Origin of the sequence: Paraburkholderia phenazinium (assembly GCF_900100735.1) — a bacterium.
Lineage (GTDB): Bacteria > Pseudomonadota > Gammaproteobacteria > Burkholderiales > Burkholderiaceae > Paraburkholderia > Paraburkholderia phenazinia.
The window spans coordinates 95,566-119,500 of record NZ_FNCJ01000013.1 but is presented as its reverse complement, the minus strand read 5'-3'; the positions used below and the strand labels follow the sequence as shown (position 1 = coordinate 119,500).

Sequence of the window (23,935 nt, the reverse complement as noted above, 5' to 3'; positions counted from 1 at the left end):
CGGTACACCGGTCGCGATCACCGGCCGGGAGCGTTCGCACGCAACCGGTCGACGATGTGCAGCAGCGCGGCTGCGGCGAAGAAGATGAAGGTCGCCGTGCATACGCCGGGCCAGCCCCAGCGCGCCAGCGCCGGACCCGCGATCGCCGCGCCGCAGGCGCTACCGATGAAAAAGAGCCCCGTGTACAGGCCGTTCACGCGTCCGCGCGACTGCGGCGCGAGCAGGTTGATCGCGCGCCGGCCAAGTGCTTGATCGGCGATGACGCCGCCGTCGATCGCGCAGGCGGCCACCACCAGCAACCCAATCGACACGCCGCGCGGCATGCCGCCCAACGCGCAAGCGGCGCAGACTGTCGCCACGAGCGTGATGCAATGCGCGACAGCCGTCGTCCGCGTGGTATGCCCTCGGTCTCCCAGACGCCCGGCCAGCGGCGCAACGATCACGCTGCCGCCGCCCGCCAGCGCGAACAGCGCGATGTGCGTGGTGTCGAGGTTGAGGGGTGTGCGCGTCAGCACGACCGCGACGCTGCTCCAGAATGCGTTGAAGCCGGCCATCAGCAGTCCCTGGTAAAGCGCACGCTGGCGCAGCACCGGTTCGGTCGCGATCAGCCGGCCCATCGAGGCGATCAGCGCGGCATACGAAGGCGCGCCGCTCGGGCGAATATCCGGCAGCCGCGGCACCACCAGCAGCGTGGCGGCGGCAACCAGTACGGCGTCGGCGGCGAAAAAGCCGCGCCAGCCGAAGGCGCCGCCCACGATGCTGGCGAGCGGCCGCGAGAGCAGGATGCCGAGCATCAGCCCGCTCATCACGTTGCCGACTACCTTGCCGCGTGCCTGCGGCGGCGCGAGCGACGCGGCCGCTGGCACCAGCATCTGCACCGCGCTTGCGCTTACGCCTACCGCGAAGGACGCGCAGAGAAACAGCGCGGCGCTCGGCGCTGCCGCGGCGACGGCGAGGCACACCACCTGGGCGGACAGCGTGCCGGCGATCAAGGCCCGGTTCGGCCAGCGGTCGACCAGCGGCACCAGCAACACCAGGCCCACGGCATAGCCGAGCAGGGTCAAGGCCGTGACGAGCGTGATCGCAGAACCGAGATGCAGTGACGCGTTCAGCGCCGGGATCAAGGTCTGCGAGGCATAGAGCGGCAGGACCGCGACGGCCACCATCAGGGCAAAACGCAGGGTCGGGACATGGCTTGCGAAGGGCGCCACGCCGTTCGCTTCCACTGAGTTCTCGAACAAAGGAGCGGTCATGGTCAGTTCGGCTAGTGAAGGAGCTTTCGATGCTACTCTCACGTTTGCAAAACATAATTGGCCTAGAGAGGGAGACATAATCACGTTAAACGGGAGAATTGGGCATGGATGCGTTGCGGGAACTCGAAACGCTGGTGGCCGTTGTTGAAGAGGGCAGTCTGACGAACGCGGCGCGCCGGCTCGGCCGCTCGCTGCAGGCGGTCAGCCGGTCGCTGCAGATGCTCGAGAAAGCGCACGGGGCGACGCTGATCGTGCGCACCACGCGTACCTGTCATCCGAGTCCAGCCGGGGTGCGGTTTTACGAGCGCGTCAAAGGTGCGTTCGCCGAGCTCGAGCTGGCCCGTACGGAACTGGCCGAAGAGGCGCAACAGCTCGCCGGCCGCTTGCGCGTCAACGCTCCGACGCTGTTCGGCCCGGCCTATGTCGCCCCGCTGGCAGGGGAGTTCCTGCAGCGTCATCCAGGCCTGACGCTGTCGCTCGAACTGAGCGACGACTTTCGCGACCCGAGCGAAAGCGGTGCGGATGTCACGATCCGCATCGGCGAGACGCCCGATTCGCGACTCGTCGCGCGGCGCCTCGGCACCATCAGACGGGTCGCATACGCGGCGCCTGGCTATCTCGCGCAGCACGGCAGGCCGCTGCGTCCGCAAGACCTGGCTAGTCACGCGTGTGTGGTTCGCACCGGCCTGCCGAACCCGTCGCGGTGGACCTTCCGCTCGCGCCAGGGCGAGGAGATCGCGGTCAACGTGTCCGGCCGTTTCGACAGTGACCGGGTGGCGGCGGTCAACGCGGGCGTGGCCGCGGGTATGGGGATCGGGCTCGCGGCGTTCTGGCAGATCCGCGACTGGCTGGAGGCGGGGCGGGTCGAACTGGTGCTGCCTGACTATGAGCCTGCCGGGTTGCCGCTGCACGCGCTGTGGCTGCGTACCCGCAAGTTGCCGGCGCGCACGCGCCTCCTGATCGACTTCCTCGCCGCACGCTTGATGAACGAACGCCTGTAAGCCACAGCGATTCGGGCGCCGTGCGGCCCGAGCTTGTCTGTTTCTTGCAACCTCCCGGCCGCAGGTCTCACAAATTTATCCAATCGGCCGCGAGGCTTGTGCCAGAATGCCCCGTAATCTATATTACGATGCGCTTTGTAGTAAAATTACGGTTTGCATACGTCTGAGCGTCCTTCACCGGCGTCTGCCAGAGAAAATTGCCGCTCGAACCGGCGCGCTGCTGCGGGACTATCGTTAGATTCAGGTGAATACCTGGATTGAGAAGCTTGTTGTTGTCGCTCCGGGCATCCAGAATGTTGCGTTCGAGATTTTTCGTGCTATGGTATGAAAATTCTCTGGGCATGCTCGGAGAGAGTAAGTGTGACCGTAGGGAATGTATGAATTTTGTAATAGAGCTGAAGTAAACCGTATGGAGTCTAGGTAGGTCGCTCAGGGGCTATTCCGTTCTATACTCCCGAACTGGCTTTATCCTGGAGTCTTTGTATGTCCCAGACGGTGGCCCTCGCGATCGACTCGCTCCACGGATTCGAGCTGACGGAGGACGGTCAGTATCTGATGCTGCAAAGTAATCAGCCCGACCCGATTGCCTTGCATTGCTCGGTGATGCACCAGTTGCTGGCGGCTGTATCGAACGCGATTGGCTGGTCGGAACGTATCCGTCAAAAGAAACAGAGCGTGAAGTTTGCGATGCCGTGCGAAGCATGGGAAATCGGCAAGGATGCAGGCGAAACGCCGCACCTGGTCATGACCTTCCGCCTGTCGGGCGGTGCCGAATTGTCGTTCCAGGTGCCTCGCTCGCAAGCACGCCATATGACGGAAGTGCTGGCGGTTGCTACCGGGCTCGCGCCCATCGGTGACACCTCCGGCATCAGACTGCAGTAGACCCAAGAGACATCCCCATCCGCGCCGTGGGCCAGAGATTGGAAATCAAGCGGCGGCGGTTCCCATGTTGCATTGAATTCTTGTCGCTTATCCTGCATGAAGGTTCAAACACTAACGGCCCGCTGCTCCAGGGCGCTGACATTTATTGGCCTGAGCGCTACAGCAGTCTCGGCCTTTGCCACCACCCCGTTCGTGGTTCGCGACATCCGCCTCGAAGGCCTGCAACGCGTCGAACCCAACACCGTTTTCGCGTATCTGCCCATCAAGCAGGGCGACACCTTCACCGACGACAAGGCCTCTGAAGCCATCCGTGCGCTGTATGCGACGGGCTTCTTCAACGACGTCAAGATCTCGACCGAAGGCGATGTCGTGGTGGTGCAGGTGCAGGAACGCCCCGCGATCGGCACGATCGATTTTTCGGGTCTGCACGAATTCGACAAGGACAACCTGACCAAGGCGCTGAACTCGGTCGGGCTGTCGCTGGGCCGCTATTACGACAAGTCGCTGGTCGACCGCGCCCAGCAGGAACTGAAACGCCAGTACCTGACGCACGGCTACTATGCAGCCGAAGTCACGACGACGGTCACGCCGATCGACCGCGATCGCGTCGGCCTGCTGTTTTCGGTGATCGAAGGTCCGAGCGCGAAGATCCGCCAGGTCAACTTCATCGGTAACAAGGTGTTCAGCGACGGCACGCTGCGTGACGAAATGCAGCAGTCCACGCCGAACTGGTTCTCGTGGTACACGAAGAACGACCTGTACTCGAAAGACAAGCTGACCACCGACCTCGAGAACATCCGCTCGTACTATCTCGACCGCGGCTACCTCGAGTTCAACATCGATTCGACCCAGGTCTCGCTGTCGCCGGACAAGAAGGACATGTACCTGACGCTCACCCTGCACGAGGGCGAGCCGTACACGATTTCCGGCATCCATCTGGCCGGCAACCTGCTGGACCGCGAAGCGGAGCTGACCAAGCTCGTCAAGATCAAACCGGGTGACCGCTTCTCGGCTGCGAAGCTGAAGGCCGCCACCAAGGCGGTGGTCGACAAGCTCGGTGAATATGGTTATGCGTTCGCCACGGTCAACGCGCTGCCGCAGATCGACCAGCAACACCACACGGTCGACCTGACGCTGCAAGTCGATCCGAGCCGCCGCGTCTATGTGCGCCGCATCAACATCGTTGGCAACACCCGCACACGTGACGAAGTGGTGCGCCGGGAAATGCGCCAGCTCGAAAGCTCGTGGTTCGACTCTAGCCGTCTGGCGCTGTCGAAGGACCGTATCAACCGTCTTGGCTACTTTACCGACGTCGACGTGACGACGGTGCCGGTCGAAGGCACGGCCGACCAGGTGGACGTGGACGTCAAGGTCACGGAAAAGCCGACCGGCTCGGTCACGCTGGGTCTCGGTTACGGCTCTGGCGAAGGCCCGATCATTTCGGCGGGTGTGTCGCAGGACAACGTGTTCGGTTCGGGCACCAGCCTCGCGGTGAACATCAATACGGCAACGACGTTCCGTACGCTGACGGTCACCCAGGTGGACCCGTACTTCACGGTGGACGGCATCAAGCGTATTACCGACGTCTACTACCGTACCAGCGAGCCGCTGTACTACTCGAACAATACCGACACGAGCTTCCGCATCATCACGGCGGGCGCGGATATGAAGTTCGGTATTCCGTTCTCCGAATCGGACATGGTCTACTTCGGTCTCGGCTTCGAGCAGAACCGTCTGGACGTCGACTCGACCACACCGCAAAGCTATATCGACTACGTGAACGACTTCGGCCGCGTGTCGAACAACGTTCCGCTGACGGTAGGCTGGTCGCGCGATAACCGCGACAGCGCACTGGTACCGAGCCGCGGTTACTTCACGCAAGCGAACGCCGAATGGGGTTCGCCGATCGGCAGTACGCCTTACTATAAGGCGGACGTGCAGGCGCAGTATTACTACTCGTTCGCGCGCGGCTTTGTGCTAGGCCTGAACTTCCAGGGCGGCTACGGCAACGGTCTCGACGGCAAGCCGTACCCGATTTTCAAGAACTACTACGCCGGCGGTATCGGTTCGGTGCGCGGCTATGAGCCGAGCTCGCTGGGTCCGCGCGATGCAACCACGGGCGACCCGATCGGCGGCTCGAAGATGCTGGTGGGTAACATCGAACTGACGTTCCCGCTGCCGGGCACGGGCTACGACCGCACGCTGCGTGTCTTCACGTTCTTCGACGGCGGTAACGTCTGGGGCGACGAAGGCAACAGTATCGGCGCGAACGGTCTGCGTTATGCGTACGGTGCGGGTCTCGCGTGGATCTCGCCGATCGGGCCGCTCAAGCTGAGCTTGGGTTTCCCGCTCACGAAGCACGCTGGCGACCAGTATCAGAAGTTCCAGTTCCAGATCGGGACGGCGTTCTAGGCCTCGGCGACGACGCGTTATCTACCGTAGTAATGAGGGCAGCCTGGTGCTGCCCTCAGTCTATTCCGGCGCCGGTTTTTCTTTGTTTTCGCTTGTGCAGCGCGGCAGGATTTTCTCCGGGGCGCTCAGGACGTTCCCATCATCAGAATGGCGATGGCTTCGCCGGCCGTGGCGATCGCCACCGCGGACTCCACCGGATTGGTGTTGAGAAACGTCCACAGGTCGATATCGTCACGGAATTGACTCCAGGTGCCGAAAAACCCCAGCGACAGAATCAGTCCGAACAACAGGCTGAAGCCGAGCGTCAATGACATCCATTTGTCATGGCTGAGGAGATTGGCGGCAAACGAAAAGGCGGCGAGACAGACGACCTGGGCGGCCAGAACGAGGAGCATGCCGGGATGGTACTGAATGCCTTTATAGGTGAACGAACGCGACAGGCGCGAGCGTTCATATCTGTTGCCCATGGTCTTTCCTTGCGAGTTACCGTCCCGGTAGACGTGCGGTGATGCCGTTTACGGTACGCCCAAATTCAATGAAGTCAAGGCATGCCGGGTAAGGGTAAGCGAGTGAGGATACCTACTGATTCGGCGGATTCGGCGGCGGATTTGCTGCCGGATCTGCCGGCGATTTCTGTGATCCAGTTCGCTTACGGTCAGGCGCAGACGAAGCTGCTCGCCCGGTTGACATTGCCCTTGCCGAGGTAGCGCGGAAACATCGGATACCTGCACAAGGGACGCGTGCGTCCGTTGCTCGGAGCGGCGATATCCGTGGCCGTCAGCGTCTGCGGCGAGACGCCGCGCGTGACCCAGTTATCGAGTGCGCCGAGCAGATCGACCGACGGGATGAACACGCCATTGCCGTGCTGGTAGCCAGGCACCATATAGAGGCGCATGAACGAATCGACCTTGTCGCTGCCGAAACGCGCGATCAGCGCGTCGTAGTAGGCAATGGTCTGATTCGGGCTGATGACTTCGTCGGCGAGCCCCTGCAGCGTGATCAGTTTGCCGCCGCGCGCAATGTAGCGTGACAGATCGGTGTCCATGGCGCCGATCGTCTGCGACAGGCCAAATAGCTGCTGCTGGTAGCGGCCCGGATGCGCCGGGTCGAAGCTGAGCGAGTTGAACTTCGCATTTTGAGTGACGAAATAGCAGGCGTAGCTGTCGCCCTGGGTGAACAGATAGCCATTGGCAAGGAAGCCTGGCAGCGGCAGGCGTGCCGGCTCGTGCCCGAGGCCGAGCATGCCGGTCAGGCGCGTGCCTTGGAACACGTTGTAGCCGGCGTAGTGTTCCGCGTTCCAGGCAAGCGGATAGGGTAGCGCCAGACCGTCGCGCAGCACGCGCAGCGTCGCAATCTGCGGCTCGGTGAGGCATTCGGCGCTGCTGCCGGAGGCGGCGGCATCTGTGCGGCCTGCAGCACCTGCGCTCGCGCAGCGGAGCGATTCGATTATTTCCTGCTCATGCTTTCGGCATCCCGCCACGTCGCTGACGATGCCGTCGGCGACGCCGTCGAGCTTGTCGCAGACTTCAAGACTGCGTTGGTAGACCCGCTCCAGCAGCGCGGGCGGCACATAGCCGCCCGCCACACCGTATTCGGCCCGTCCGAGCGCGATGCCTAAGAGGCGCACGCCGGAAAAGTTGAGGGCCGGTGAATTGGCGATCACGCCGTCGTAGTCGTCCGGAAACCGCTGCATCACCGTGTAGCCTTCGCGGCCACCGGTCGAGCCGCCGCCGAAATACATCCGCTCGGGCGGCCGGCCATACACGCGTTCGATCAGCGCGAGCACGACGTCGTGGGTTTTCTTCAGATGTGCGAAGCCGAAATTGATCACCGCCTCGTTGACCAGACCGAAGTCGGCCAGCGCCGAATTGCCGGTGTGGCCGGAGTCGTCGCCGAATGTCGCATAGCCGAGCGCGAGCGGCGCATGATCCGGCGAAAACGGCGTTACGCCGGTGCCGCTTACCACCACGCCGTCATACCCGCCGCCGCCGATCTGCAATGCGCGGCCGTTCCAGCGCACCGGCAGGTTCAGGTCGAAGTGGACATCGGGCGTGCCCGGCTGGAGCGCCTTGATGCTGCCGGTGACGCGGCAATATTCGCCGCTCTGGTTGCCGGGGGCCGTGGCGGCCACCATCGCAGCGCTGTCGATCTGCGCGCCACGGGTCGGCAATGCGATTCGTTGCGCGGGAATGGTGACGCCGGCGAGCGCACCGCATTGGGCCGCTAACGCAGCCTGTTTCGATAGCGCGGCTGCGGCGAGCGGCGCGAGCAGCAGCGTCGCACCTAGCAGCGCATGGACCGCACGTCGCGCGCTCATCCGTGCGCGGCGCCACTCACGACTGCCGGCGGCCGCTGCGCGAGCCGTGCAATGCCGCCGGCTCGCTGCACTCGGGCGGTCGGCCCGTGAATGGTGGGGAGCTTGATCATGCGACGATTGAAAGCCCAATCGCCAATGTAGTCAATCCCGAAGAACGCCGCTCACGGCCGTGCGGCCTCGCATGCAGCCACGCATGCGACCCGCTGCACGCGCGCCCCCGGCCACACGCCGCGCTGACGCGTCGCCGCCGTCGCGTGGCCCGCAACTTGCTCGATCAGTCGCGCCGTCCGGCAAAACGAGCGCCACAACGCGTTTCCCCGGGCGGCGACATTTTCACTACCACGTCGCATCATGACGTTTTCATCATGATTGAGCACATGGCTAACCAGCGCGCAGCGCGCCTCTCTTCAGGGATCGACGGAATCGACGACATTCTGGGCGGTGGTTTGACGCCAGAGCGCATGTATCTTGTCGAAGGCGCCCCAGGCACGGGTAAAACTACCTTGGCGTTGCAGTTTTTACTGAGAGGCGCCTCCGAGGGGCAGCGAGGCCTGTATATCACGCTGTCCGAAACGAAAGCCGAGCTGATTTCAGTCGCACACAGCCACGGCTGGGACGTCAGCCGGTTCAAGATCGTCGAACTGCTGTCGGACGAAGGGCTCGACCCGCGCTACGAGCAAACCGTCTTGCAGCCCGCCGAAGTGGAGCTAGGCGAGACGGTGCGCGACGTCATCCAGCACGTCGACGAACTCAAGCCCGTGCGGATCGTGCTCGACAGCCTGTCCGAGCTGCGCTTGCTCTCGCAGAATCCGCTGCGCTACCGGCGCCAGATTCTTGCCTTGAAGCGCTACCTGGCGACGCGCGAATGCACGGTGCTGCTGCTCGACGACAATTCGTCGGAACCCGGCGACCTGCAACTGCATAGCATCGCGCACGGCGTGATCAGTCTGGACAGCATGGCGCACGACTACGGCGGCAACCGGCGCCGCCTGCGGATTGCCAAGATGCGCGGCATCAAGTTCCGCGAGGGCTATCACGACTTCACGCTCGACACGGGCGGCATCAGGGTCTATCCGCGCCTCGTGGCGGCCGAGCACCATGCCGACTTCGATACGCATGTGCTCAGCACGGGCAACGAGCGGCTCGACAGGCTGCTCGGCGGCGGCCTGATCCCGGGCACGAGCGCGCTCATGATCGGGCCGTCGGGGGTCGGCAAAACCACCACGGTGGTGTCGTGCCTGATTGCTGCGTTGAATCGCGGCGAGCGTTGTATCTACTATCTGTTCGACGAGACGCTCAATACGCTGTTGCTGCGCTCCGCCAATCTCGGCATGGATCTCAGGCCGCATGTCGACTCGGGCCGCTTGACCGTGCGGCAGATCGATCCGGCGGAACTGTCGCCGGGCGAATTTGCGAGCGATGTGCGCGATGCGGTCGAGCAACGGCACATGAAGTTTGTGGCGATCGACAGTCTGAACGCCTACCTGCAGGCCATGCCGGGCGAGCGCTTCCTGCTGCTGCAGATGCATGAGCTGTTGGGGTACCTGAACCAGCAAGGCGTCGTCACGATGCTGGTGCTGGGCCAGCACGGCATCATCGGCGAGGTGCAGAACGATATCGACATCAGCTACCTGAGCGATGTCGTCGTGCTGTTCCGTTACTTCGAGCACAACGGGGAAGTGCTGACGGCGGTGGCCGCCGTCAAGAGCCGCGCGAACCCGCATGAGCGCTCGATCCGCCAGTTCCGGCTCGGCAGCGACGGCGTCGAGGTGGGCGAGGCCTTGCGCGATTTCGACGGTGTGCTGACCGGCCTGCCGTCATACAAGGGCAGCACGGCACTGTTGTCCAACACCGATCATGTTATCGCTCGTGTCGGCTAATCAAACCATGGAGCGTCGCGTCCTGATCCTGGCCCCGTTCGGCCGCGATGCGGACGTGATTGCCGAGGTGCTGACCAAGGACAGCCGCGAGTGCGTCCGTTGTAGCGATACGCGCGCGCTGACAGCCGAGTTGGGCAGCGGGGCAGGCACCGCATTGATAACCGAAGAGGCGCTGGCCGGCAACGAGGCTCCGGTACTGTTCGGCTGGCTGGAGAACCAGCCCGCGTGGTCGGATTTCCCCATCATCCTGCTCGCAGGCAATCGTGTCGGGAGACGCTCTGCGCACAGCCTGCAGGTGCTCGAGCGGCTCGGCAACGTGGTCGTGCTCGAGCGGCCGTTGAATTCCGAAACGCTGCGCCGCGCCGTTGCCTCGTCATTGCGCGCACGCAACCGGCAATACGATTCACGGCAGCATCTCGACGTGTCGCGCCGGCATCTTGCGGAACGCATCCGCGCCCAGGCGGCGCTGGTGCAACTGAACGATTCGCTCGAAAGCCGGATTGCCGAGCGCACGCACGAACTGGCCTCTGCCAACGACCGTCTGATGAAGGAAATCCACGAACGCGCCAAGGTCCAGGCGGTGCTGGTGCAGTCGCAAAAGATGGAAGCCCTGGGACAACTGACCGGCGGGATCGCGCACGACTTCAATAACCTGCTCAACGTGATCATGGTCAATGCCGAACTGATCGCACGCATCAGCGTCGACGAGCGCGTACGCACCATGGCGGCGACCGCAAAGCGCGCCACCGAACGTGGCGCCAAACTGACCGGGCAATTGCTGACGTTTTCGCGCACCAGCAATTTCGATCTGAAAGCGGTGGATGTGGTCGCGTTGCTGCAAGGGATGCGCGACATCATCACGGTTTCGCTCGGCTCGTCCATTCAGTTCGCGACCCACTTCGATGCCGAAGAGCTGTGGACCGAGGCGGATGCCAACCAGCTCGAACTGGCGATTCTCAACCTTGCCATCAATGCGCGAGACGCGATGCCCGGCGGTGGCAAGCTCGCGGTGCGGGTCGGCCAGCGCGTGGCGCCGGACTCCACGCTGGCCGACGGCGCCTACGTGGTCGCCGAGTTCAGCGATACCGGCACGGGGATTCCGGCAGACGTGATTTCGCGCGTGTTCGATCCGTTCTTCACCACCAAGCCGATCGGCAAGGGCACCGGGCTGGGCCTGAGCCAGGTGTATGGGATTACCCGCCAGGCTGGCGGCACGGCGCGTATCGAGAGCGAAGAGGGACGCGGCACCACGGTGCAACTATGGTTGCCGATACGTGAGCGGGCCGTGTCGGAGTCCGAAACAGTATCCGCGGTGGAGCAGAAGGTGGAGGGTATCAAGCGGATCCTGGTGGTGGAGGACGACAACGAGGTGCGGGGCATGCTGGTCGATTCGCTGAAGATGCTCGGCTATGTGGTGACCGAAGCGCCCGACGGCCGGACTGGTCTGGGGCGGCTCGCCGGCGATCACCCGGACTTGCTGATGGTCGACTTCGCGATGCCGGGCATGAACGGTATCGATGTGATCGCGGCGGCGCGCAAGGTGCGTGACGATCTTCCGGTGATTCTCGCGACAGGATATGCAGATGCCGATATCTCGCGTCTGGCGGTGTGGCGCTGCAGCATCCTGCGCAAGCCGTTTCAGTTGGACGAACTGGCCAGAACGGTGCGGCTGAGCCTGATCGGCTAGCGGCGCAGGCGGCCAGCAGAAATCGCTTTGCGGCCTGCCTTCTGACGACTACTCTTTTGCTACCTGGGCGAATCGCCGCCTAAGCGTTGCTGACCCACATAGTGATTTCTCGTTAAGGGGAGCGTTCATGGAGATTGAGACCCGTACTCTGGCGCGTGTGACGGCCCGGCTTGTGCCGTTTCTGGTCGTCTGCTATTTCGTGGCTTATCTGGACCGCGTCAACGTAGGGTTTGCCGCGCTGCAAATGAACAAGGACCTGGGCCTGTCGGCGAGTGCGTTCGGCTTCGGCGCAGGCATCTTCTTCATCGCTTACTTTTTCTTCGAGGTGCCGTCCAACCTGCTGCTGGAGAAATTCGGCGCGCGGCGCTGGATTGCCCGCATCATGTTTACGTGGGGCATACTCGCCGGCGCGATGGCATTCATTCCCGGCATTGCGCGCTACACGGGCATGTCGGCCGCTCATGTCTTCTATACGCTGCGGGTGCTGTTGGGCGTCGCCGAGGCCGGGTTTTTCCCAGGCATCATCTTTCTGCTGACGCTCTGGTTTCCCGCCATGTATCGCGCTCGGGTGGTCGGCTATTTCATGGCGGCGATTCCGCTTTCCACCGTGATCGGCGCGCCGGTTTCCGGCGCCTTGCTCGGCTTGAATGGCCTGGGCGGTATGGCCGGCTGGCAATGGGTGTATCTGCTCGAGGCGGCGCCAGCCGTGCTGTTGTCGGTCGTGGTGTTGTTCTATCTGACCGACAAGCCTGCCGATGCAAGCTGGTTGAAGACCGACGAACGCGAGTGGCTGGTCAGCCGGCTCGCCCAGGAGCGCGCCAAGCGCGAGGCGGTGCGCAATTTCAGCGTACGCGAGGCCTTGTTCAATCCGCGCGTGCTGGCGATTGCGCTGATCTATTTCGGTGCGAACGCAACCAATTACGGTCTGAGTTTCTTCTTGCCGCAGATTGTCAAGGCGTTCGGTCTGAGCAACCTGCAGACCGGCTTCGTTACCTCCTTGCCTTACGTGGTCGGCGTGATCAGTATGGTGCTGTGGGGGCGCCATTCGGACCGCAAGCTCGAACGCAAGTGGCATGTGGCGATTGCGCTGCTGGTGGCCGCGGGAGGGATCGGCGCGGCGGCGGGACTGGATAACCCGGTGTTGAAGATGGCCGCGCTTTCGCTGGCGGGCTTCGGCATCTTCGGTTGCCTGCCGGTGATCTGGACGCTGCCGGCGGCATTCCTGTCTGGTGCGGCGGCGGCCTGCGGCATTGCCGCGGTGAATTCGCTCGGCAACCTGGCGGGCTTCTTTGGTCCCTATGCGATGGGCTGGATCAAGGATAGTACCGGTGGCTTCGGTGCGGGACTGTTGTGTCTATCCGGAGCGGGACTCGTGGGCGTGGCGGCGGTGTTGCTGCTGCATCACGACACGGCGCTGGAGGACGCGCCGGGCTCGATCACGGGAACGGCGCCAGGGACGGCTGGTGAGGCGGCCCACCACGTTTAGCGAGGGGCTTGCTAACGGAGCGGCTCAGGTCGCTCAGGCTCGCTGTCGTTCGCGTTTTCGTTCTGCTTGGCGACACGTCTGAAAGTCAGGAAGGTGTAAGCGGGCTCGCCATCGACGCGAACCCGCTCGACACACCCGAAGCCGGACGGCAACTCAGGAAACACGGTGTCGCCGACGGGTTCCAGATCGACTTCTGTCAGGTAGAACGTGTCCGCATACGGTAGAAACAGGCGATAGATCTGCTCGCCGCCCGCGATAAAAATCTCGTCACGCGTATCGCCATCAATGGTCTGGATGGCCTGTTCCAGCGAGCGGCATGTCACCACCCGCTCGGCGTCGACAGCGCGCGAGCCGATCACCAGCACATCGCGGTTAGGCAGAGGCCGGCCAATCGACTCATACGTGCGGCGGCCCATCACCACCAGTTGTCCCTGGGTCAGTTCGCGAAAGCGCCGCTGCTCGCCGGGGGCCTTCCATGGAATATCGTTGGCTGCGCCGATCACCCGGTTTCTTGCCATTGCCGCCACTATTGCAATACGCTTGCCGTTTAGCATGGTGTTGTCTCGCTGCCTGGATAGGGGATCATTCTAACGATCGCACCGCTTGGCGAGCATCAGGGCATCTCAAACGCTTTACAAATGGGAGACTGGCAACATGGCGATTCGCATCGTGCAGCTTGGCACGCAACGGGCGCAAGACGAAGGGCTGCGCATCGGCACCGTGCGGCGGCCGCCGCGTGGCGTGCCCAAGGCGGAATTCGCCACGCGCGACTATTACGATGTCTGGCTGCCCAACCTGTCGCCAAGCGCGTCTTTGATGGCGCAAGGCAAAGCGGCGGTCAGCCAGGCAGACTGGGACAAGTTCGCGCGCAGCTATCGCGCCGAGATGAACGAAAGCGACACCAGCAAAGTGTTGGACCTGCTCGCGGCCATGTCGCAGACCACGAACTTTTCGGTCGGTTGCTATTGCGACGACGAGAGCCGTTGCCATCGCAGCATTCTGCGCCAGCTCCTCAGCGAGCGCGGCGCGCTGATCAAGTGACGCGGTGCCTCTGAGCGTTTACGAGCCTGCCATACGGGCCGATTGTGCGTGCTATGCTTGATCGCACACCTATCCGCCATCCGTGGCTCAGCACGACGCGCTACGGCAAAGGCCCCGGGGTTGTCCCACGCGCTGGGCCGGCCGCCTCAAGAACGAAGCGTGCACGGCTCGTGATCTCTTCATATGGATTATCGTCATCTGCAACAACGCAAGAGCCTGCACGGACGGATCGTGCAGGAGCTCGGCATGGATATCGTCAGCGGCAAGGTTAGGCCGGGCCAGCGCCTGCCTGCCGAAGCCGACCTATGCGAGCGCTACGGTGTGAGCCGCCCGGTGCTGCGCGAGGCGACGCGGGTGCTGGTGGCGAAGGGCTTGGTGGTATCCAAGCCGCGCGTGGGCAGCGTGGTGAGGTCGCGTGAAGACTGGCACATGCTCGACCCCGACGTGTTGTACTGGACCTTAAGCAGCGTGCCCGAAGGCGAATTCTTTCGCTCGCTGCTCACGGTGCGCCGCGTTATCGAGCCGGCTGCCGCCGCGCTCGCTGCAACGGCCGCGACCAGCGACGATCTCACCCGCATCGCCTCGGCCTACGAGCGCATGGAGCGCGCGCCGACCGCCAGCGCGCTGCTCGAGCCGGACCTCGAGTTTCACCGCGCCATCATGGCGGCCACCCACAACGACCTGCTCGCGCACATCGGCAATATGCTGTCGCTCGCGCTGTCGGAATCGATCAAGCTGACGAGCCGCCATCCGGACACGCATGCGTTGTCCTTGCCGCGTCACAAGGCGATTCTCACCGCCATCCAGAGCCGCGACCCGCTCGGTGCGCGCCAGGCGAGCCTCGTCCAGCTCGAAAACGCGAGCGCCGATGCCGAGAGCATTCTCGAAGTCGGCCGCGGTCATCCCGCTTAAACCTGCCCTTTGTAGATAGTCATACTATTTATCCGGCTTGCCATACTCACGCTTACCCCGAAATGTGGGATTTCAGAAGCGTTTGCGCCGCTGACGAGCGCTTCCGCTTATGCTGACCGCGTGTCGTTTATGGGGTTTTTCGCACTGCAACACTGTCATTCTGCAAGCTTGGCCCAATCACGATCGCGTCGCAATACGGCCGCCGTGCGTGCCGTGGCCTGCCATTCGACATGCTAATAAATAGTCCGACTAGTTAAGGGTATACATCGATTATGAGGTGCAGACCCGTGATATAGGATTTTCTGTGGATCGTCATGCGGGAACGCATGCGTTGATGCAAGCGGGTTCCGTTGGGCGTGGTGATGCCCGGCAACGGCGCTTTCCCGGCCTGCGCCGTCATGAACAGTGAGGGTTGAACAACTGAGAGACGGGAGATTGACATGGCCGAGGAGCGGAAAGACAACAAGCAGGAACAACAGGGTGAAGTACAGGGCATGCGTCGCGGCCTGCTGCAAGGTGCGGGCCTCGCTGCGGCGATGGCCATGCTCGGCGGTGTGGCGACCCCGGCGCTGGCAGCCGACGCTGCGCCCTTTCCCTCGCACAAGCGTTGGAAGATTGTGTTCGTCAATCACGTGACGACCAATCCGTTCTTCGTGCCAACGCAATACGGTATTGAGGATGCCTCAGCATTGCTGGGCTTCGACTACCAGTGGACCGGTTCGGCCAACGCCGACGTCGGCGAAATGGTTAACGCGGTGAATGCGGCGATCGCCGCCAAGGCCGACGCGATTGCGGTGCCGATCGTCGATCCGAAGGCTTTCGACGGCCCAATCCAAAGAGCGCTCGACGCCGGTATTCCGGTCTTTGCGTATAACGCCGACGCGCCGCGCGGCAGCAGCAATCCACGCCTCGCGTACATCGGCCAGGATCTGTATCTGTCCGGCTACCAGATGGGCGAGCGGATTGCGAGCCTCGTCGATAGCGGTCTCGTCGCGCTCTTCATCGCCACCCCGGGCCAGCTCAACATTCAGCCGCGCCTCGACGGTGCGATGGACGCGATCAAGAAATCCGGAAAGAAGATCGACGCGCAGATGATTGCCACCGGCGCGACGGTCAACGAAGAGCTCTCGAAGATCAAGTCATTCTACCTGGGCCATCAGGACCTGAAAGGCATGTTCGCCGTCGACGCGGGCAGCACCCAGGGCGTGGCCGAGGTGATGAAGGAGTCCAATCTGCCGGCCAAGGGCGTGCATGGCGGCGGCTTCGATCTGCTGCCGCGCACGGTGCAGTTGATCCACGACGGCTTTCTCGACTTCACGATCGACCAGCAGCCTTACGTGCAAGGTTTCTATACGGTGGTCGAGGCGTTCACGTTCCTCGCCTCTGGCGGCCTGGTGGGACCGGCCAATGTCAACACGGGATTGAAGTTCGTTACCAAGGGCACGGTGGATCCGTATCTGAATACTGAAACGCGCTACGAAGGCAAGAGCACCAAGCCGCAGATCGTGCCGCGCAGTGGCGGGATCAAGTCGTAATGTCGTCCGTGGGAGAGACTACCAAGTCCACCGGGCGTGCGAGGCGCTGGCCTCGCGCGCTCGGGCGCTCGAGCGAGATCCGGATTCTGGCGGTGGCACTGATTCTGTGTGCCTACTTCGAAACCGCCAATCACGATTTTCTGCTGACGAGTGCGAGCCTCGAAAACCTGTCGCAGTTCATCGCGCCGGTGGCAATCATCGCCTGCGGCGAAATCATGCTGATGATCGGCGGAGAGATCGATCTCTCGGCGGGGATGGTGTTTGCGTTTGCCCCGTTCATCATGCATTTCGCGCACGAAGCCGGCGCACCCACCTGGATCGCTTTGCTACTCGGCGTGGCGGCCGCCTCGCTGGTGGGGCTCGTCAACGGTGCGGTGACCGTCTATCTGCGCATTCCGTCTTTTGTGACCACGCTCGGCACGCTGTTTTTCGTCAACGGCTTTACCCTGACGATCTCACGCGGCACGCCGGTGTCGCCGCCCGGCGACGAAAATTTCTCGGCCTTCATGGGGGCCTGGGGCTATAGCGAAATCATCTGGACGATTGCGATTGCAGCGGTGATGCACGTGCTATTGCGCAATACCCGCTGGGGCCTGCATACGATCGCATCCGGAGCGAATCCGCTTGGCGCAAGCGAGGCGGGTATCCATGTGAAGCGGTTGAAGCTCGGCAACTTCGTGCTGGCTGCGGTGCTGGCGGGTTTTACCGGCATTCTCGAAGGCTTTCGCATTACCTCGATCGACCCGCAGGCAGGCGGCAATCAGATCATGTTCCTCGCCGTGGCGGCGGCCGTGATCGGCGGCACACCGTTGGCCGGTGGTTCGGGCACGATCATCGGCGGTCTGATCGGCGCCGCCGTGCTCGGCATTCTGAACGACGGGTTCACGCTGATCGGCATCAATGCGTTTACCTTCAACATGATTCTCGGCGCGGCGATTCTGGCGGCGATGATCTTCAACATCCACGTGGTCCGTCTCGCACGCAAGGGAGAGTTGTGATGGCCGAGGCGCCGGAAGCGCTGCGTGGCGAAAATATCGTCAAACGTTTTGGCGCCGTCACCGCGCTCGACGGCGTGACGCTCACGCTCAAGCAGGGCGAGATTCTTGGCGTGCTCGGCGACAACGGCGCGGGCAAGTCGACCCTCATCAAGATTCTCACCGGCTTTCAGCAGCAGACCAGCGGCACGCTGTTTATCGGCGGCGAGGAGACGCTGCTGCGCTCGGTGGATCATGCGCGCTCACTCGGCATCGAATGCGTCTATCAGGATCTGGCGCTCGCGAACTCGCTGAGTATCTATCACAACATGTTCCTCAACCGCGAGATCATTCGGCCGGGGCCGTTTCGCTTGCTGAACAACCGGGCGATGCGGCAACGCGCAGCGGAATGTCTCGAAGAGATCGGTGTGCGCGTGCCTTCGGTGGATCTGCCGGTCGAGCAGCTCTCGGGCGGGCAGCGCCAGGCGATTGCCGTGGCGCGCGCCGTGAATTCGAACGCAAAGATCCTGTTGCTCGACGAGCCGCTCGCCGCGATGGGCGCGCGCGAAGCCGGCCTGATTATCGATCTGGTGCTGCGCCTGAAGGAGAAGGGCGGCTTGTCGATCGTGATGATCATGCACAACTACGCGCAGACGCTCGATATTGCGGACCGCGTCATGCTGATGCAGCGCGGCCGCGTGACCTACGAGAAGGAAGCGGCCAGCACCTCGGTCGCGGAACTGATGGAGATCGTGCGGCGCGAATACCGGGCTATGCGCACGGCGGAGAATTGACTGGGCCGTCTACGCTACACGTTTTGCGCTTTCATCAAAAGTTTGTTACCTTAGATCGCGTTAGCTTGCCGGCCTGAGTTCCATCGGCATACCGCCAGGCCAACATTCGATCCGCTTCGTTGACTATTTTTCTCCAGACCATGTGCCGTTTTAGCCGTCTCGACCTGAATAATAATTTGTCGCCTTTGGGTGACAGGAGATTATTTGTCTGTTGAAAAATAAGCACCGTCAAGCCAAAGGCACTCACGAACTGAGTGCCTTTTTTTATTTCCGCACGCTTTTCATCAAGGCAGAGAACCATGAGGACGTTAGTCGACGACGTGAAGCACCGTATCGGTGAAGTGGTAACGCTGTATCTGACGCTCGATGTACTGAGGGACCAGAAGAACCTGCAGTTCCTGCTCGCCCACGACGCCACCGGCACGTTGCAACTGGTCATTGACAAGGCGTCGGTCGCACAGCATGTTCAGGTGGGACAGTTGCTCACCGGTTCGACCTTCGCGGCCACTGGCGTGGTCGTGAGAGCCGCGCAAAGCAAGACCTCGGGCGTGGAGCTTCAGGTCCGCTCGGTCGAGGTGTTTTCCCGGGCGCAGCCATTTCCGGTCACCGAGACGAGCAGCGTCGACCTGCGCTTTAACCATCGTGTCGTGGATCTCAAGGCACCCAAATGGCAGCTCATGTTGCGTCTGCGCAGTGCGTTCGAATTCGCTTGCCGCGAGTTCGCGCTAGGGCGGGGCTTCACCGAACTGCACACGCCCAAGCTGATGGGTAACGCCAGTGAAAGCGGCGCCCAGGTGTTTCGCGTCAGCTATTTCGAAACCCAGGCTTTTCTTGCGCAATCGCCGCAGTTCTATAAGCAGATGGGCATTGCGTCGGGGCTCGAGGGCGTGTTCGAGATCGGACCGGTGTTCCGCGCGGAGGAGAGCCGCAGCAGCCGGCATATGACCGAGTTTACCGGCTTGGACGTCGAATTCGCCTGGGCCTTCGAAACCGCGCAAGTCATGGCCTTCGAGGAGCAGATGCTGTGCCACGCCTTTGCGAAACTCGGACAGTTTGCAGCGGAGGTCAAAGCGCTATTCGGTGTCGACCTGCCGCTTGAGCCAAGCGTCAAACATCTGACTCTCGCTGAGGCCAAAGCGCTTCTCTCTGCACACGGCATGCGCCTCGGCCCAGCGCAAGACCTGCCCGACGAGGGCGAAAGCATGCTGTATAAAGTGCTCGGCTCCGACCTGATCTTCGTGAGCGACTATCCGATCGCCAAGCGCCCGTTCTATCACGCGTGGAACCGGGAGCAGGGCATCACGAAGAGCTTCGATCTCATCTTCAGGGGCATTGAAATCACCACCGGCGCGCTGCGCGAGCATCGTTACGATGTGCTGTGCCAGCAGGCCGCCGAGAAGGGCATCGAGCTAGACTCCATCACGCATTACCTCGACAATTTTCGCTACGGTTGCCCGCCGCACGGTGGCTTCGGTCTGGGCGTCGAACGGGTGATCATGCGGATCTTGGGTCTTGCCAATGTCAAGGAGGCGGCGTTCGTACCACGCGACCCGGAACGCCTCGTGCCTTGAGGTCTGCTCGGGCTACTGCGGGCTTGCCGACAGCGTGCGACTGAAGAAGTCGAGCGCTGTCTGGCTCGCTTGGGTATGGATGGCGTCGCGGTCCACCCCCGGAGGATCCTGGCAAATTCTTGCGAGACGCTCGACCACCGCCGGCACACAGGTGTCCATAAACGTGTAGTGCGTCGCACCCGGCAGCAAGGTGACCTTGGCGTTGGGCATGAAACCGGCCACGCGCTGGATGTTGGTTTTAACCGGAACCGTCACGTCATTGGTGCCGGCCAGCAGCGAGATGGGAATCTCCACCCCCGCGAAGGATGCCTGGTTGAAGGCCTCGCCCAATGCCGGCGCGATGGCAAAGACCGCTTTGATCCGCGTATCGCGGTACGAAGCGCCCGAGCGTGCCATGGAGGCCAACATGTCCGGCGAGGGCTGGGCCGGCGCGGGGACGCCGCCTTGCAGACGTTGCATCTCGGGTGGATGGCAGATCGCATCTGCGGCGGGCGAAGCGCAGAAGTTCAGGAATCCTTGCAGGTCGGTTCGTGCGCCCGCCAGTTCGAGCACCGTGTAGCCGCCGAGCGAAAATCCCGCCGCGCCGATGCGCGCGGTGTCGATACGCTTACCCAGCAGCGGATCGGCGAGCAGGCCATCGAGCACCTCGCTTTGGTCGGTGGCGCGCTCCCACCACAGCATGAAGCCATCGGGTGTCAGCCGCTCCAGGCCATTGTTGCCCGGATGATTGACGCCGGCCACGATATAGCCGTTTGCGGCGAGCGACGAGGCCAACCAGTCGAGGCTGGCGGCCGTGCCGGCGGTCCCGTGCGACAACAGCACGAGCGGATACTTTGCGTGAGCGGCGGAGAGGGGGGCGCCGTTCGTGAGGGCATGCCCTTCGAAGAGCGGTTGACCGCGCTCGTCGATCGTATGGGCTGCTTCAGGTATGTTGGCATCCACTGGATACCAGATGTTCGTGATGAGCGCCTCGGTCTGCGCACCGCGCCAATTACGCGCGACAGTGGGATGAAAGACCCGCATGGCCGCACCCACGTGATAGGGCGCAGGGTTGTCGTTGTCGGCGGCTGTGGCTGCGTTAGTCCAACACGCCGTGATGAGGGTGACGGCGGCGAAGTAGCGACGAAGCATGTTTAGTCCTTGCGAACGGGAATCATCAGGTCGGTGACGTTTTCGGTCTGCCGCTCGGGGGAAGGCCGGCTGCGATAGAACTCGAGCGCCATCCGGTCGTCGGCTTCGTAGCCGCTTTGTGGCAGCCAGCCGCCGTAGAGCGCCTGAAACGCCGGCGCGATCAGCGCGTAGGGGCCGACCAGCCGGTGGGACGCATACAGGCCGCCCTCGATCCGCACGGTTTCGACCGGGCTGGGCGCGGACATGCTGGCGTCCCGGAGGATGGCTGCCAGGTAACGGAAGCTGCCTGGCTCTTCGGGATCCCCGGAACACATGCCGATCGTGCCTTGGGCGAGCGCTTCGCTCGGGGTGCAGCCCAGCATCTGCCCCAAGCTTTTGAAGGTCTGGTTGATGGTGGCGGTGGGCCCGTCGTGGCGCAGACAGAGTACCTCGATCGGAGCGAGCTCGACCAGCTCGACGCACTGCAAATCCTCGTCGGGAATTGCAGGACTTGCGTCTGCGATCCGTGGCCCACTTGCGTGGAGAGTGCTCAGGCGTCGTTGCCGCATCTGGAAGGTGCTCGGGCTGACGCCGGCAAAGCCGCGAAACGCCCTTGAGAACGCTTGCGGACTCTCGTAGCCCGCCTTGCCCGCGATGGTGGTCACCGAATCGCCCGCGACTGTCAGACGATGGGCCGCCCGAGCGAGCCGCACGCGCTGCACGGTTTCGACGATGCTCTCGCCGGTCAGCGCGCGGTAGATACGGTGGAAGTGAAAAGGCGAGAGATGCGCGACCGAGGCGAGGTTTTCCACCGTGTGGGGTGCGCCTGGATCGGCGAGGATCGCCTCGATCACGCGGGCGATCCGGCGATGGTAGTCACGTTCTGTGCTGGGCTTCATGGTGGTCGTAGGATAGTCCGTTAGACGACCGACGGCGGTGCAGAACTTGCTGATTTTTGATGCCTTCGCCGTGGCCACGAGCGACGTCAGCACGCCGTTTGACCGAAGTGCAACTGCATGGGAAGTGCCACCTCGCCGATCTGACCTCCGAGTTGTCCACATAAACTGTTCGCAAAGCTGTGGACAATTCCCGGGAAAACGGCGCAAGTGGCTGAAACGATTGAGTTTGTGCAGTGCGCGACGGGAACGTGCATTTGCAGGGTCGCGGCGCCTCGCCAGGCGGTCACGGATTAAGTAACGACTGGCTCGGGACGCGCCCGAGGCGCCATGCCGCCAATGCTGCGCTTAACCCGGGCAGACGATGTCGCTGTCCTGGGCCACGCGCTCCAGGCCCGCTGCAGCCGGGACTGCAGGCACGGCGTAGCGGGGCAACTCCATGAACAGCGTGACCCGGCGCACGATCTGCCAGAAGACCTTTTCGAACGAGCGGGCGCGCTCCTCCGGGGTCATGCCTTCCGCGAGCGGATCGGCAAACTCCCAGTTGACGAACAGCGGTGCGCCCGGAAACGCCGGCGCGTGATACTCGGACACCCGCTCATCCAGCGCGACGATCAGGTCCATGCGCGGCGCCCACTCACCGGTAAACTCGAGCCAGCTCTTAGGGGCGAGCCGGCCGATCTCGGAGATGCCGGGGCGCAGTTGCGCAATCGCCAGCGGATGAACCCGCGCTGCAGGCTCCGCGCCCGCGCTGAATACCTCGAACCGGTGCCCCGCCAGCTCGCGTAGCAGCGCTTCGGCAATGATGCTGCGTGCTGAATTCTCACGACAGAGAAACAGCACTTTATATTTTGTAGTCACGCCCTTGCCCCGTTGCATGTCTTTTCATTGTGACCGGGATTCTGCCGATCCAGTCTTGCACTTGCGTGACAGTACAATGACCCGGACAGCCGACAAGCTTGCACCGCGATTGCAGCGAAGCGCGTCCTGCTCTGCCGCTCCCGTCGTGAGTCCGGGCCGCCGCCGCGAATGCGGAAGGCGGCCCGGCCACGGCGGCAGAGAATCTGAAACGTGTTTGGACCTCACCATGCCAGAGACCACGGCAAAGCCGGCACGTATGCCGGAGGCAATCGAGAAGGACTTTATGGACCTGATGGCCTCGAGGTTACCCGTGACCGTAGCACGAGAAAAATTCGAACGGTTATGGGATGAGGTGAATACGAGCGCCGCGCAACTGGTCGGCACAGAACGTGGCAGTCCGTACCTTGCGTTGCTCAAGCGCATGCACGAAACCTTCGAAAATCATTACCGCGGTGGACCGCAACGCCAGGGCAGAGACGGCCGGCGTCCGTAAGACGCGCAAGTCTAGACCAGGGCGGACGGTTGCACCTGAGCATGTTGTTCGCCGTCAGGAACGAAAACATAGCCACGGCCGCGGACCGTCTGGATCAGGCGCGGGGCGGACGGATTGGCTTCGAGGATTTGCCGCAGACGCCAGACCTGCACGTCGACCCCGCGATCGGTATGCTCGCCTTCCGGACCGTACAGCAGGCCGATCAGACGTTCGCGGGTCAGGGTGCGCATCGCGTGATTGACGAACACCTTGAGCAGGGCGAATTCGGTGGCGGACAGGATCATCGTGCGGTTTCCGGCGCTCAGGGTGCGCGACTGGAAGTCCAGTGTGAAGCGGCCGAAGCGGAACGGCAGGCGTTGCTCCGGCGCGGCCGGCGCGGGCAAGGCGCGGCGGCGTCGCAAGATGGCCTCGACGCGCGCCACCAGCTCGCGCGGGTTGAACGGCTTGCTGATGTAATCGTCAGCGCCCATTTCCAGTCCGACGATGCGGTCCACGTCATCGTTGCGGCCGGTCAGCATAATGACCGGGATATCGTCGCCGGACGCGCGTAGCCGCCCAAGCGCGGTCAGCCCGTCGACCCCGGGCATCAATACGTCCAGCACGATCGCATCCGGCCGTTCGCGTTCGAGCCGCTGCTGCAGCGCGCCGGCGTCATGCAAGGTGGTGACCTCGATACCTTGGCGTCCCAGGTATTCACACAGCAGGCTGCGCAGGTCCAGGTCGTCGTCGACGAGAAGGATTCGAGTGGTCATGGCATCCCGATTCAGGCAAAGGACAGATTGCTCGCGCAGATAGCCGGCTGAGCGGCGTCCCGATGCTGCGCAGAGACC

21 protein-coding genes are annotated in these 23,935 nt (G+C 62.9%); 13 read left to right on the top strand and 8 right to left on the bottom strand.

The window, feature by feature from the left end:
• Positions 1-17 precede the first annotated feature (17 nt).
• Positions 18-1,253 (bottom strand): MFS transporter, encoded by a 1,236-nt coding sequence (locus BLQ92_RS25760; protein ID WP_090688204.1) that lies wholly within the window; start codon positions 1,251-1,253, stop codon positions 18-20.
• Positions 1,254-1,357: 104 nt separating this feature from the next.
• Here BLQ92_RS25760 and BLQ92_RS25755 point away from each other — a divergent pair, with 104 nt between their 5' ends.
• The 3 genes from BLQ92_RS25755 (at position 1,358) to bamA (ending at position 5,548) form a co-directional block, all read left to right on the top strand.
• Positions 1,358-2,254 (top strand): LysR family transcriptional regulator, encoded by an 897-nt coding sequence (locus BLQ92_RS25755; protein WP_090688201.1) that lies wholly within the window; start codon positions 1,358-1,360, stop codon positions 2,252-2,254.
• 483 nt (positions 2,255-2,737) lie between these two features.
• Positions 2,738-3,136 carry a hypothetical protein gene (locus BLQ92_RS25750; protein WP_090688196.1) on the top strand — a complete coding sequence of 133 codons (399 nt, stop codon included), beginning with the start codon at positions 2,738-2,740 and terminating at the stop codon, positions 3,134-3,136.
• 96 nt (positions 3,137-3,232) lie between these two features.
• Positions 3,233-5,548 (top strand): outer membrane protein assembly factor BamA, encoded by a 2,316-nt coding sequence (gene bamA, locus BLQ92_RS25745; protein ID WP_090688193.1) that lies wholly within the window; start codon positions 3,233-3,235, stop codon positions 5,546-5,548.
• A 125-nt stretch (positions 5,549-5,673) separates the two neighbouring features.
• Here the strand turns inward: bamA and BLQ92_RS25740 are convergent, their stop codons facing one another.
• Positions 5,674-6,015 carry a hypothetical protein gene (locus tag BLQ92_RS25740; protein ID WP_244106301.1) on the bottom strand — a complete coding sequence of 114 codons (342 nt, stop codon included), beginning with the start codon at positions 6,013-6,015 and terminating at the stop codon, positions 5,674-5,676.
• Positions 6,016-6,203: 188 nt separating this feature from the next.
• Positions 6,204-7,865, bottom strand: a complete 1,662-nt coding sequence (locus BLQ92_RS25735) for a tannase/feruloyl esterase family alpha/beta hydrolase (protein WP_090688189.1) — start codon at positions 7,863-7,865, stop codon at positions 6,204-6,206.
• A gap of 377 nt (positions 7,866-8,242) precedes the next feature.
• Here BLQ92_RS25735 and BLQ92_RS25730 point away from each other — a divergent pair, with 377 nt between their 5' ends.
• The 3 genes from BLQ92_RS25730 to BLQ92_RS25720 all read left to right on the top strand — a co-directional run bounded on the left by BLQ92_RS25730 (position 8,243) and on the right by BLQ92_RS25720 (position 12,918).
• Complete coding sequence (locus BLQ92_RS25730; RefSeq protein WP_090688545.1) at positions 8,243-9,745, top strand: ATPase domain-containing protein; 1,503 nt, start codon at positions 8,243-8,245, stop codon at positions 9,743-9,745.
• A 7-nt stretch (positions 9,746-9,752) separates the two neighbouring features.
• Positions 9,753-11,432: an ATP-binding protein gene (locus tag BLQ92_RS25725; RefSeq protein WP_090688543.1), complete on the top strand. Its 1,680-nt coding sequence runs from the start codon at positions 9,753-9,755 to the stop codon at positions 11,430-11,432.
• Between the two features lie 127 nt (positions 11,433-11,559).
• On the top strand, positions 11,560-12,918 hold the full coding sequence (locus BLQ92_RS25720; RefSeq protein ID WP_090688186.1) for an MFS transporter: 1,359 nt from the start codon (positions 11,560-11,562) through the stop codon (positions 12,916-12,918).
• Between the two features lie 11 nt (positions 12,919-12,929).
• Here the strand turns inward: BLQ92_RS25720 and BLQ92_RS25715 are convergent, their stop codons facing one another.
• Positions 12,930-13,472 (bottom strand): dihydrofolate reductase, encoded by a 543-nt coding sequence (locus BLQ92_RS25715; protein WP_090688183.1) that lies wholly within the window; start codon positions 13,470-13,472, stop codon positions 12,930-12,932.
• A gap of 100 nt (positions 13,473-13,572) precedes the next feature.
• Here BLQ92_RS25715 and BLQ92_RS25710 point away from each other — a divergent pair, with 100 nt between their 5' ends.
• From BLQ92_RS25710 to aspS, 6 genes are all read left to right on the top strand, one after another.
• Positions 13,573-13,959 carry a DUF488 domain-containing protein gene (locus tag BLQ92_RS25710; RefSeq protein ID WP_090688180.1) on the top strand — a complete coding sequence of 129 codons (387 nt, stop codon included), beginning with the start codon at positions 13,573-13,575 and terminating at the stop codon, positions 13,957-13,959.
• Between the two features lie 183 nt (positions 13,960-14,142).
• Positions 14,143-14,871: a FadR/GntR family transcriptional regulator gene (locus BLQ92_RS25705; RefSeq protein WP_090688177.1), complete on the top strand. Its 729-nt coding sequence runs from the start codon at positions 14,143-14,145 to the stop codon at positions 14,869-14,871.
• Between the two features lie 440 nt (positions 14,872-15,311).
• The gene (locus BLQ92_RS25700) at positions 15,312-16,406 is read left to right on the top strand and encodes a sugar ABC transporter substrate-binding protein (protein ID WP_090688174.1); all 1,095 of its coding nucleotides are present in this window, start codon (positions 15,312-15,314) and stop codon (positions 16,404-16,406) included.
• A complete protein-coding gene (locus BLQ92_RS25695) occupies positions 16,406-17,404 on the top strand; it encodes an ABC transporter permease (RefSeq protein WP_090688171.1) in 999 nt (332 codons plus the stop codon). Before BLQ92_RS25700 ends, BLQ92_RS25695 begins: the two co-directional genes overlap by 1 nt.
• Positions 17,404-18,174, top strand: coding sequence for an ATP-binding cassette domain-containing protein (locus tag BLQ92_RS25690; protein WP_090688168.1), 771 nt, complete (start codon positions 17,404-17,406; stop codon positions 18,172-18,174). Before BLQ92_RS25695 ends, BLQ92_RS25690 begins: the two co-directional genes overlap by 1 nt.
• 299 nt (positions 18,175-18,473) lie before the next feature.
• The gene (gene aspS, locus BLQ92_RS25685; RefSeq protein WP_090688163.1) at positions 18,474-19,745 is read left to right on the top strand and encodes an aspartate--tRNA(Asn) ligase; all 1,272 of its coding nucleotides are present in this window, start codon (positions 18,474-18,476) and stop codon (positions 19,743-19,745) included.
• A 12-nt stretch (positions 19,746-19,757) separates the two neighbouring features.
• Here aspS and BLQ92_RS25680 read toward each other — a convergent pair whose 3' ends face one another.
• The 3 genes from BLQ92_RS25680 to BLQ92_RS25670 form a co-directional block, all read right to left on the bottom strand.
• Positions 19,758-20,876 carry an alpha/beta hydrolase family protein gene (locus BLQ92_RS25680; protein WP_090688160.1) on the bottom strand — a complete coding sequence of 373 codons (1,119 nt, stop codon included), beginning with the start codon at positions 20,874-20,876 and terminating at the stop codon, positions 19,758-19,760.
• Between the two features lie 2 nt (positions 20,877-20,878).
• Positions 20,879-21,754, bottom strand: coding sequence for an AraC family transcriptional regulator (locus BLQ92_RS25675; protein WP_090688540.1), 876 nt, complete (start codon positions 21,752-21,754; stop codon positions 20,879-20,881).
• Positions 21,755-22,099: 345 nt separating this feature from the next.
• Positions 22,100-22,612, bottom strand: a complete 513-nt coding sequence (locus tag BLQ92_RS25670) for an arsenate reductase ArsC (protein ID WP_090688539.1) — start codon at positions 22,610-22,612, stop codon at positions 22,100-22,102.
• Between the two features lie 226 nt (positions 22,613-22,838).
• On the opposite strand from BLQ92_RS25670, the gene BLQ92_RS25665 reads away from it, so the two are divergent.
• Positions 22,839-23,105 carry a hypothetical protein gene (locus tag BLQ92_RS25665; RefSeq protein ID WP_090688156.1) on the top strand — a complete coding sequence of 89 codons (267 nt, stop codon included), beginning with the start codon at positions 22,839-22,841 and terminating at the stop codon, positions 23,103-23,105.
• Between the two features lie 11 nt (positions 23,106-23,116).
• Here BLQ92_RS25665 and BLQ92_RS25660 read toward each other — a convergent pair whose 3' ends face one another.
• The gene (locus BLQ92_RS25660; RefSeq protein WP_090688153.1) at positions 23,117-23,857 is read right to left on the bottom strand and encodes a response regulator; all 741 of its coding nucleotides are present in this window, start codon (positions 23,855-23,857) and stop codon (positions 23,117-23,119) included.
• Between the last annotated feature and the right edge of the window lie 78 nt (positions 23,858-23,935).

Coding starts and splice junctions, on each gene's coding strand:
- BLQ92_RS25760 (WP_090688204.1), bottom strand. CDS start 1,253: ATGACCGCTCCTTTGTTCGAGAACTCAGTGGAAGCGAACGGCGTGGCG.
- BLQ92_RS25755 (WP_090688201.1), top strand. CDS start 1,358: ATGGATGCGTTGCGGGAACTCGAAACGCTGGTGGCCGTTGTTGAAGAG.
- BLQ92_RS25750 (WP_090688196.1), top strand. CDS start 2,738: ATGTCCCAGACGGTGGCCCTCGCGATCGACTCGCTCCACGGATTCGAG.
- bamA (WP_090688193.1), top strand. CDS start 3,233: ATGAAGGTTCAAACACTAACGGCCCGCTGCTCCAGGGCGCTGACATTT.
- BLQ92_RS25740 (WP_244106301.1), bottom strand. CDS start 6,015: ATGGGCAACAGATATGAACGCTCGCGCCTGTCGCGTTCGTTCACCTAT.
- BLQ92_RS25735 (WP_090688189.1), bottom strand. CDS start 7,865: ATGAGCGCGCGACGTGCGGTCCATGCGCTGCTAGGTGCGACGCTGCTG.
- BLQ92_RS25730 (WP_090688545.1), top strand. CDS start 8,243: ATGGCTAACCAGCGCGCAGCGCGCCTCTCTTCAGGGATCGACGGAATC.
- BLQ92_RS25725 (WP_090688543.1), top strand. CDS start 9,753: ATGGAGCGTCGCGTCCTGATCCTGGCCCCGTTCGGCCGCGATGCGGAC.
- BLQ92_RS25720 (WP_090688186.1), top strand. CDS start 11,560: ATGGAGATTGAGACCCGTACTCTGGCGCGTGTGACGGCCCGGCTTGTG.
- BLQ92_RS25715 (WP_090688183.1), bottom strand. CDS start 13,472: ATGCTAAACGGCAAGCGTATTGCAATAGTGGCGGCAATGGCAAGAAAC.
- BLQ92_RS25710 (WP_090688180.1), top strand. CDS start 13,573: ATGGCGATTCGCATCGTGCAGCTTGGCACGCAACGGGCGCAAGACGAA.
- BLQ92_RS25705 (WP_090688177.1), top strand. CDS start 14,143: ATGGATTATCGTCATCTGCAACAACGCAAGAGCCTGCACGGACGGATC.
- BLQ92_RS25700 (WP_090688174.1), top strand. CDS start 15,312: ATGGCCGAGGAGCGGAAAGACAACAAGCAGGAACAACAGGGTGAAGTA.
- BLQ92_RS25695 (WP_090688171.1), top strand. CDS start 16,406: ATGTCGTCCGTGGGAGAGACTACCAAGTCCACCGGGCGTGCGAGGCGC.
- BLQ92_RS25690 (WP_090688168.1), top strand. CDS start 17,404: ATGGCCGAGGCGCCGGAAGCGCTGCGTGGCGAAAATATCGTCAAACGT.
- aspS (WP_090688163.1), top strand. CDS start 18,474: ATGAGGACGTTAGTCGACGACGTGAAGCACCGTATCGGTGAAGTGGTA.
- BLQ92_RS25680 (WP_090688160.1), bottom strand. CDS start 20,876: ATGCTTCGTCGCTACTTCGCCGCCGTCACCCTCATCACGGCGTGTTGG.
- BLQ92_RS25675 (WP_090688540.1), bottom strand. CDS start 21,754: ATGAAGCCCAGCACAGAACGTGACTACCATCGCCGGATCGCCCGCGTG.
- BLQ92_RS25665 (WP_090688156.1), top strand. CDS start 22,839: ATGCCAGAGACCACGGCAAAGCCGGCACGTATGCCGGAGGCAATCGAG.
- BLQ92_RS25660 (WP_090688153.1), bottom strand. CDS start 23,857: ATGACCACTCGAATCCTTCTCGTCGACGACGACCTGGACCTGCGCAGC.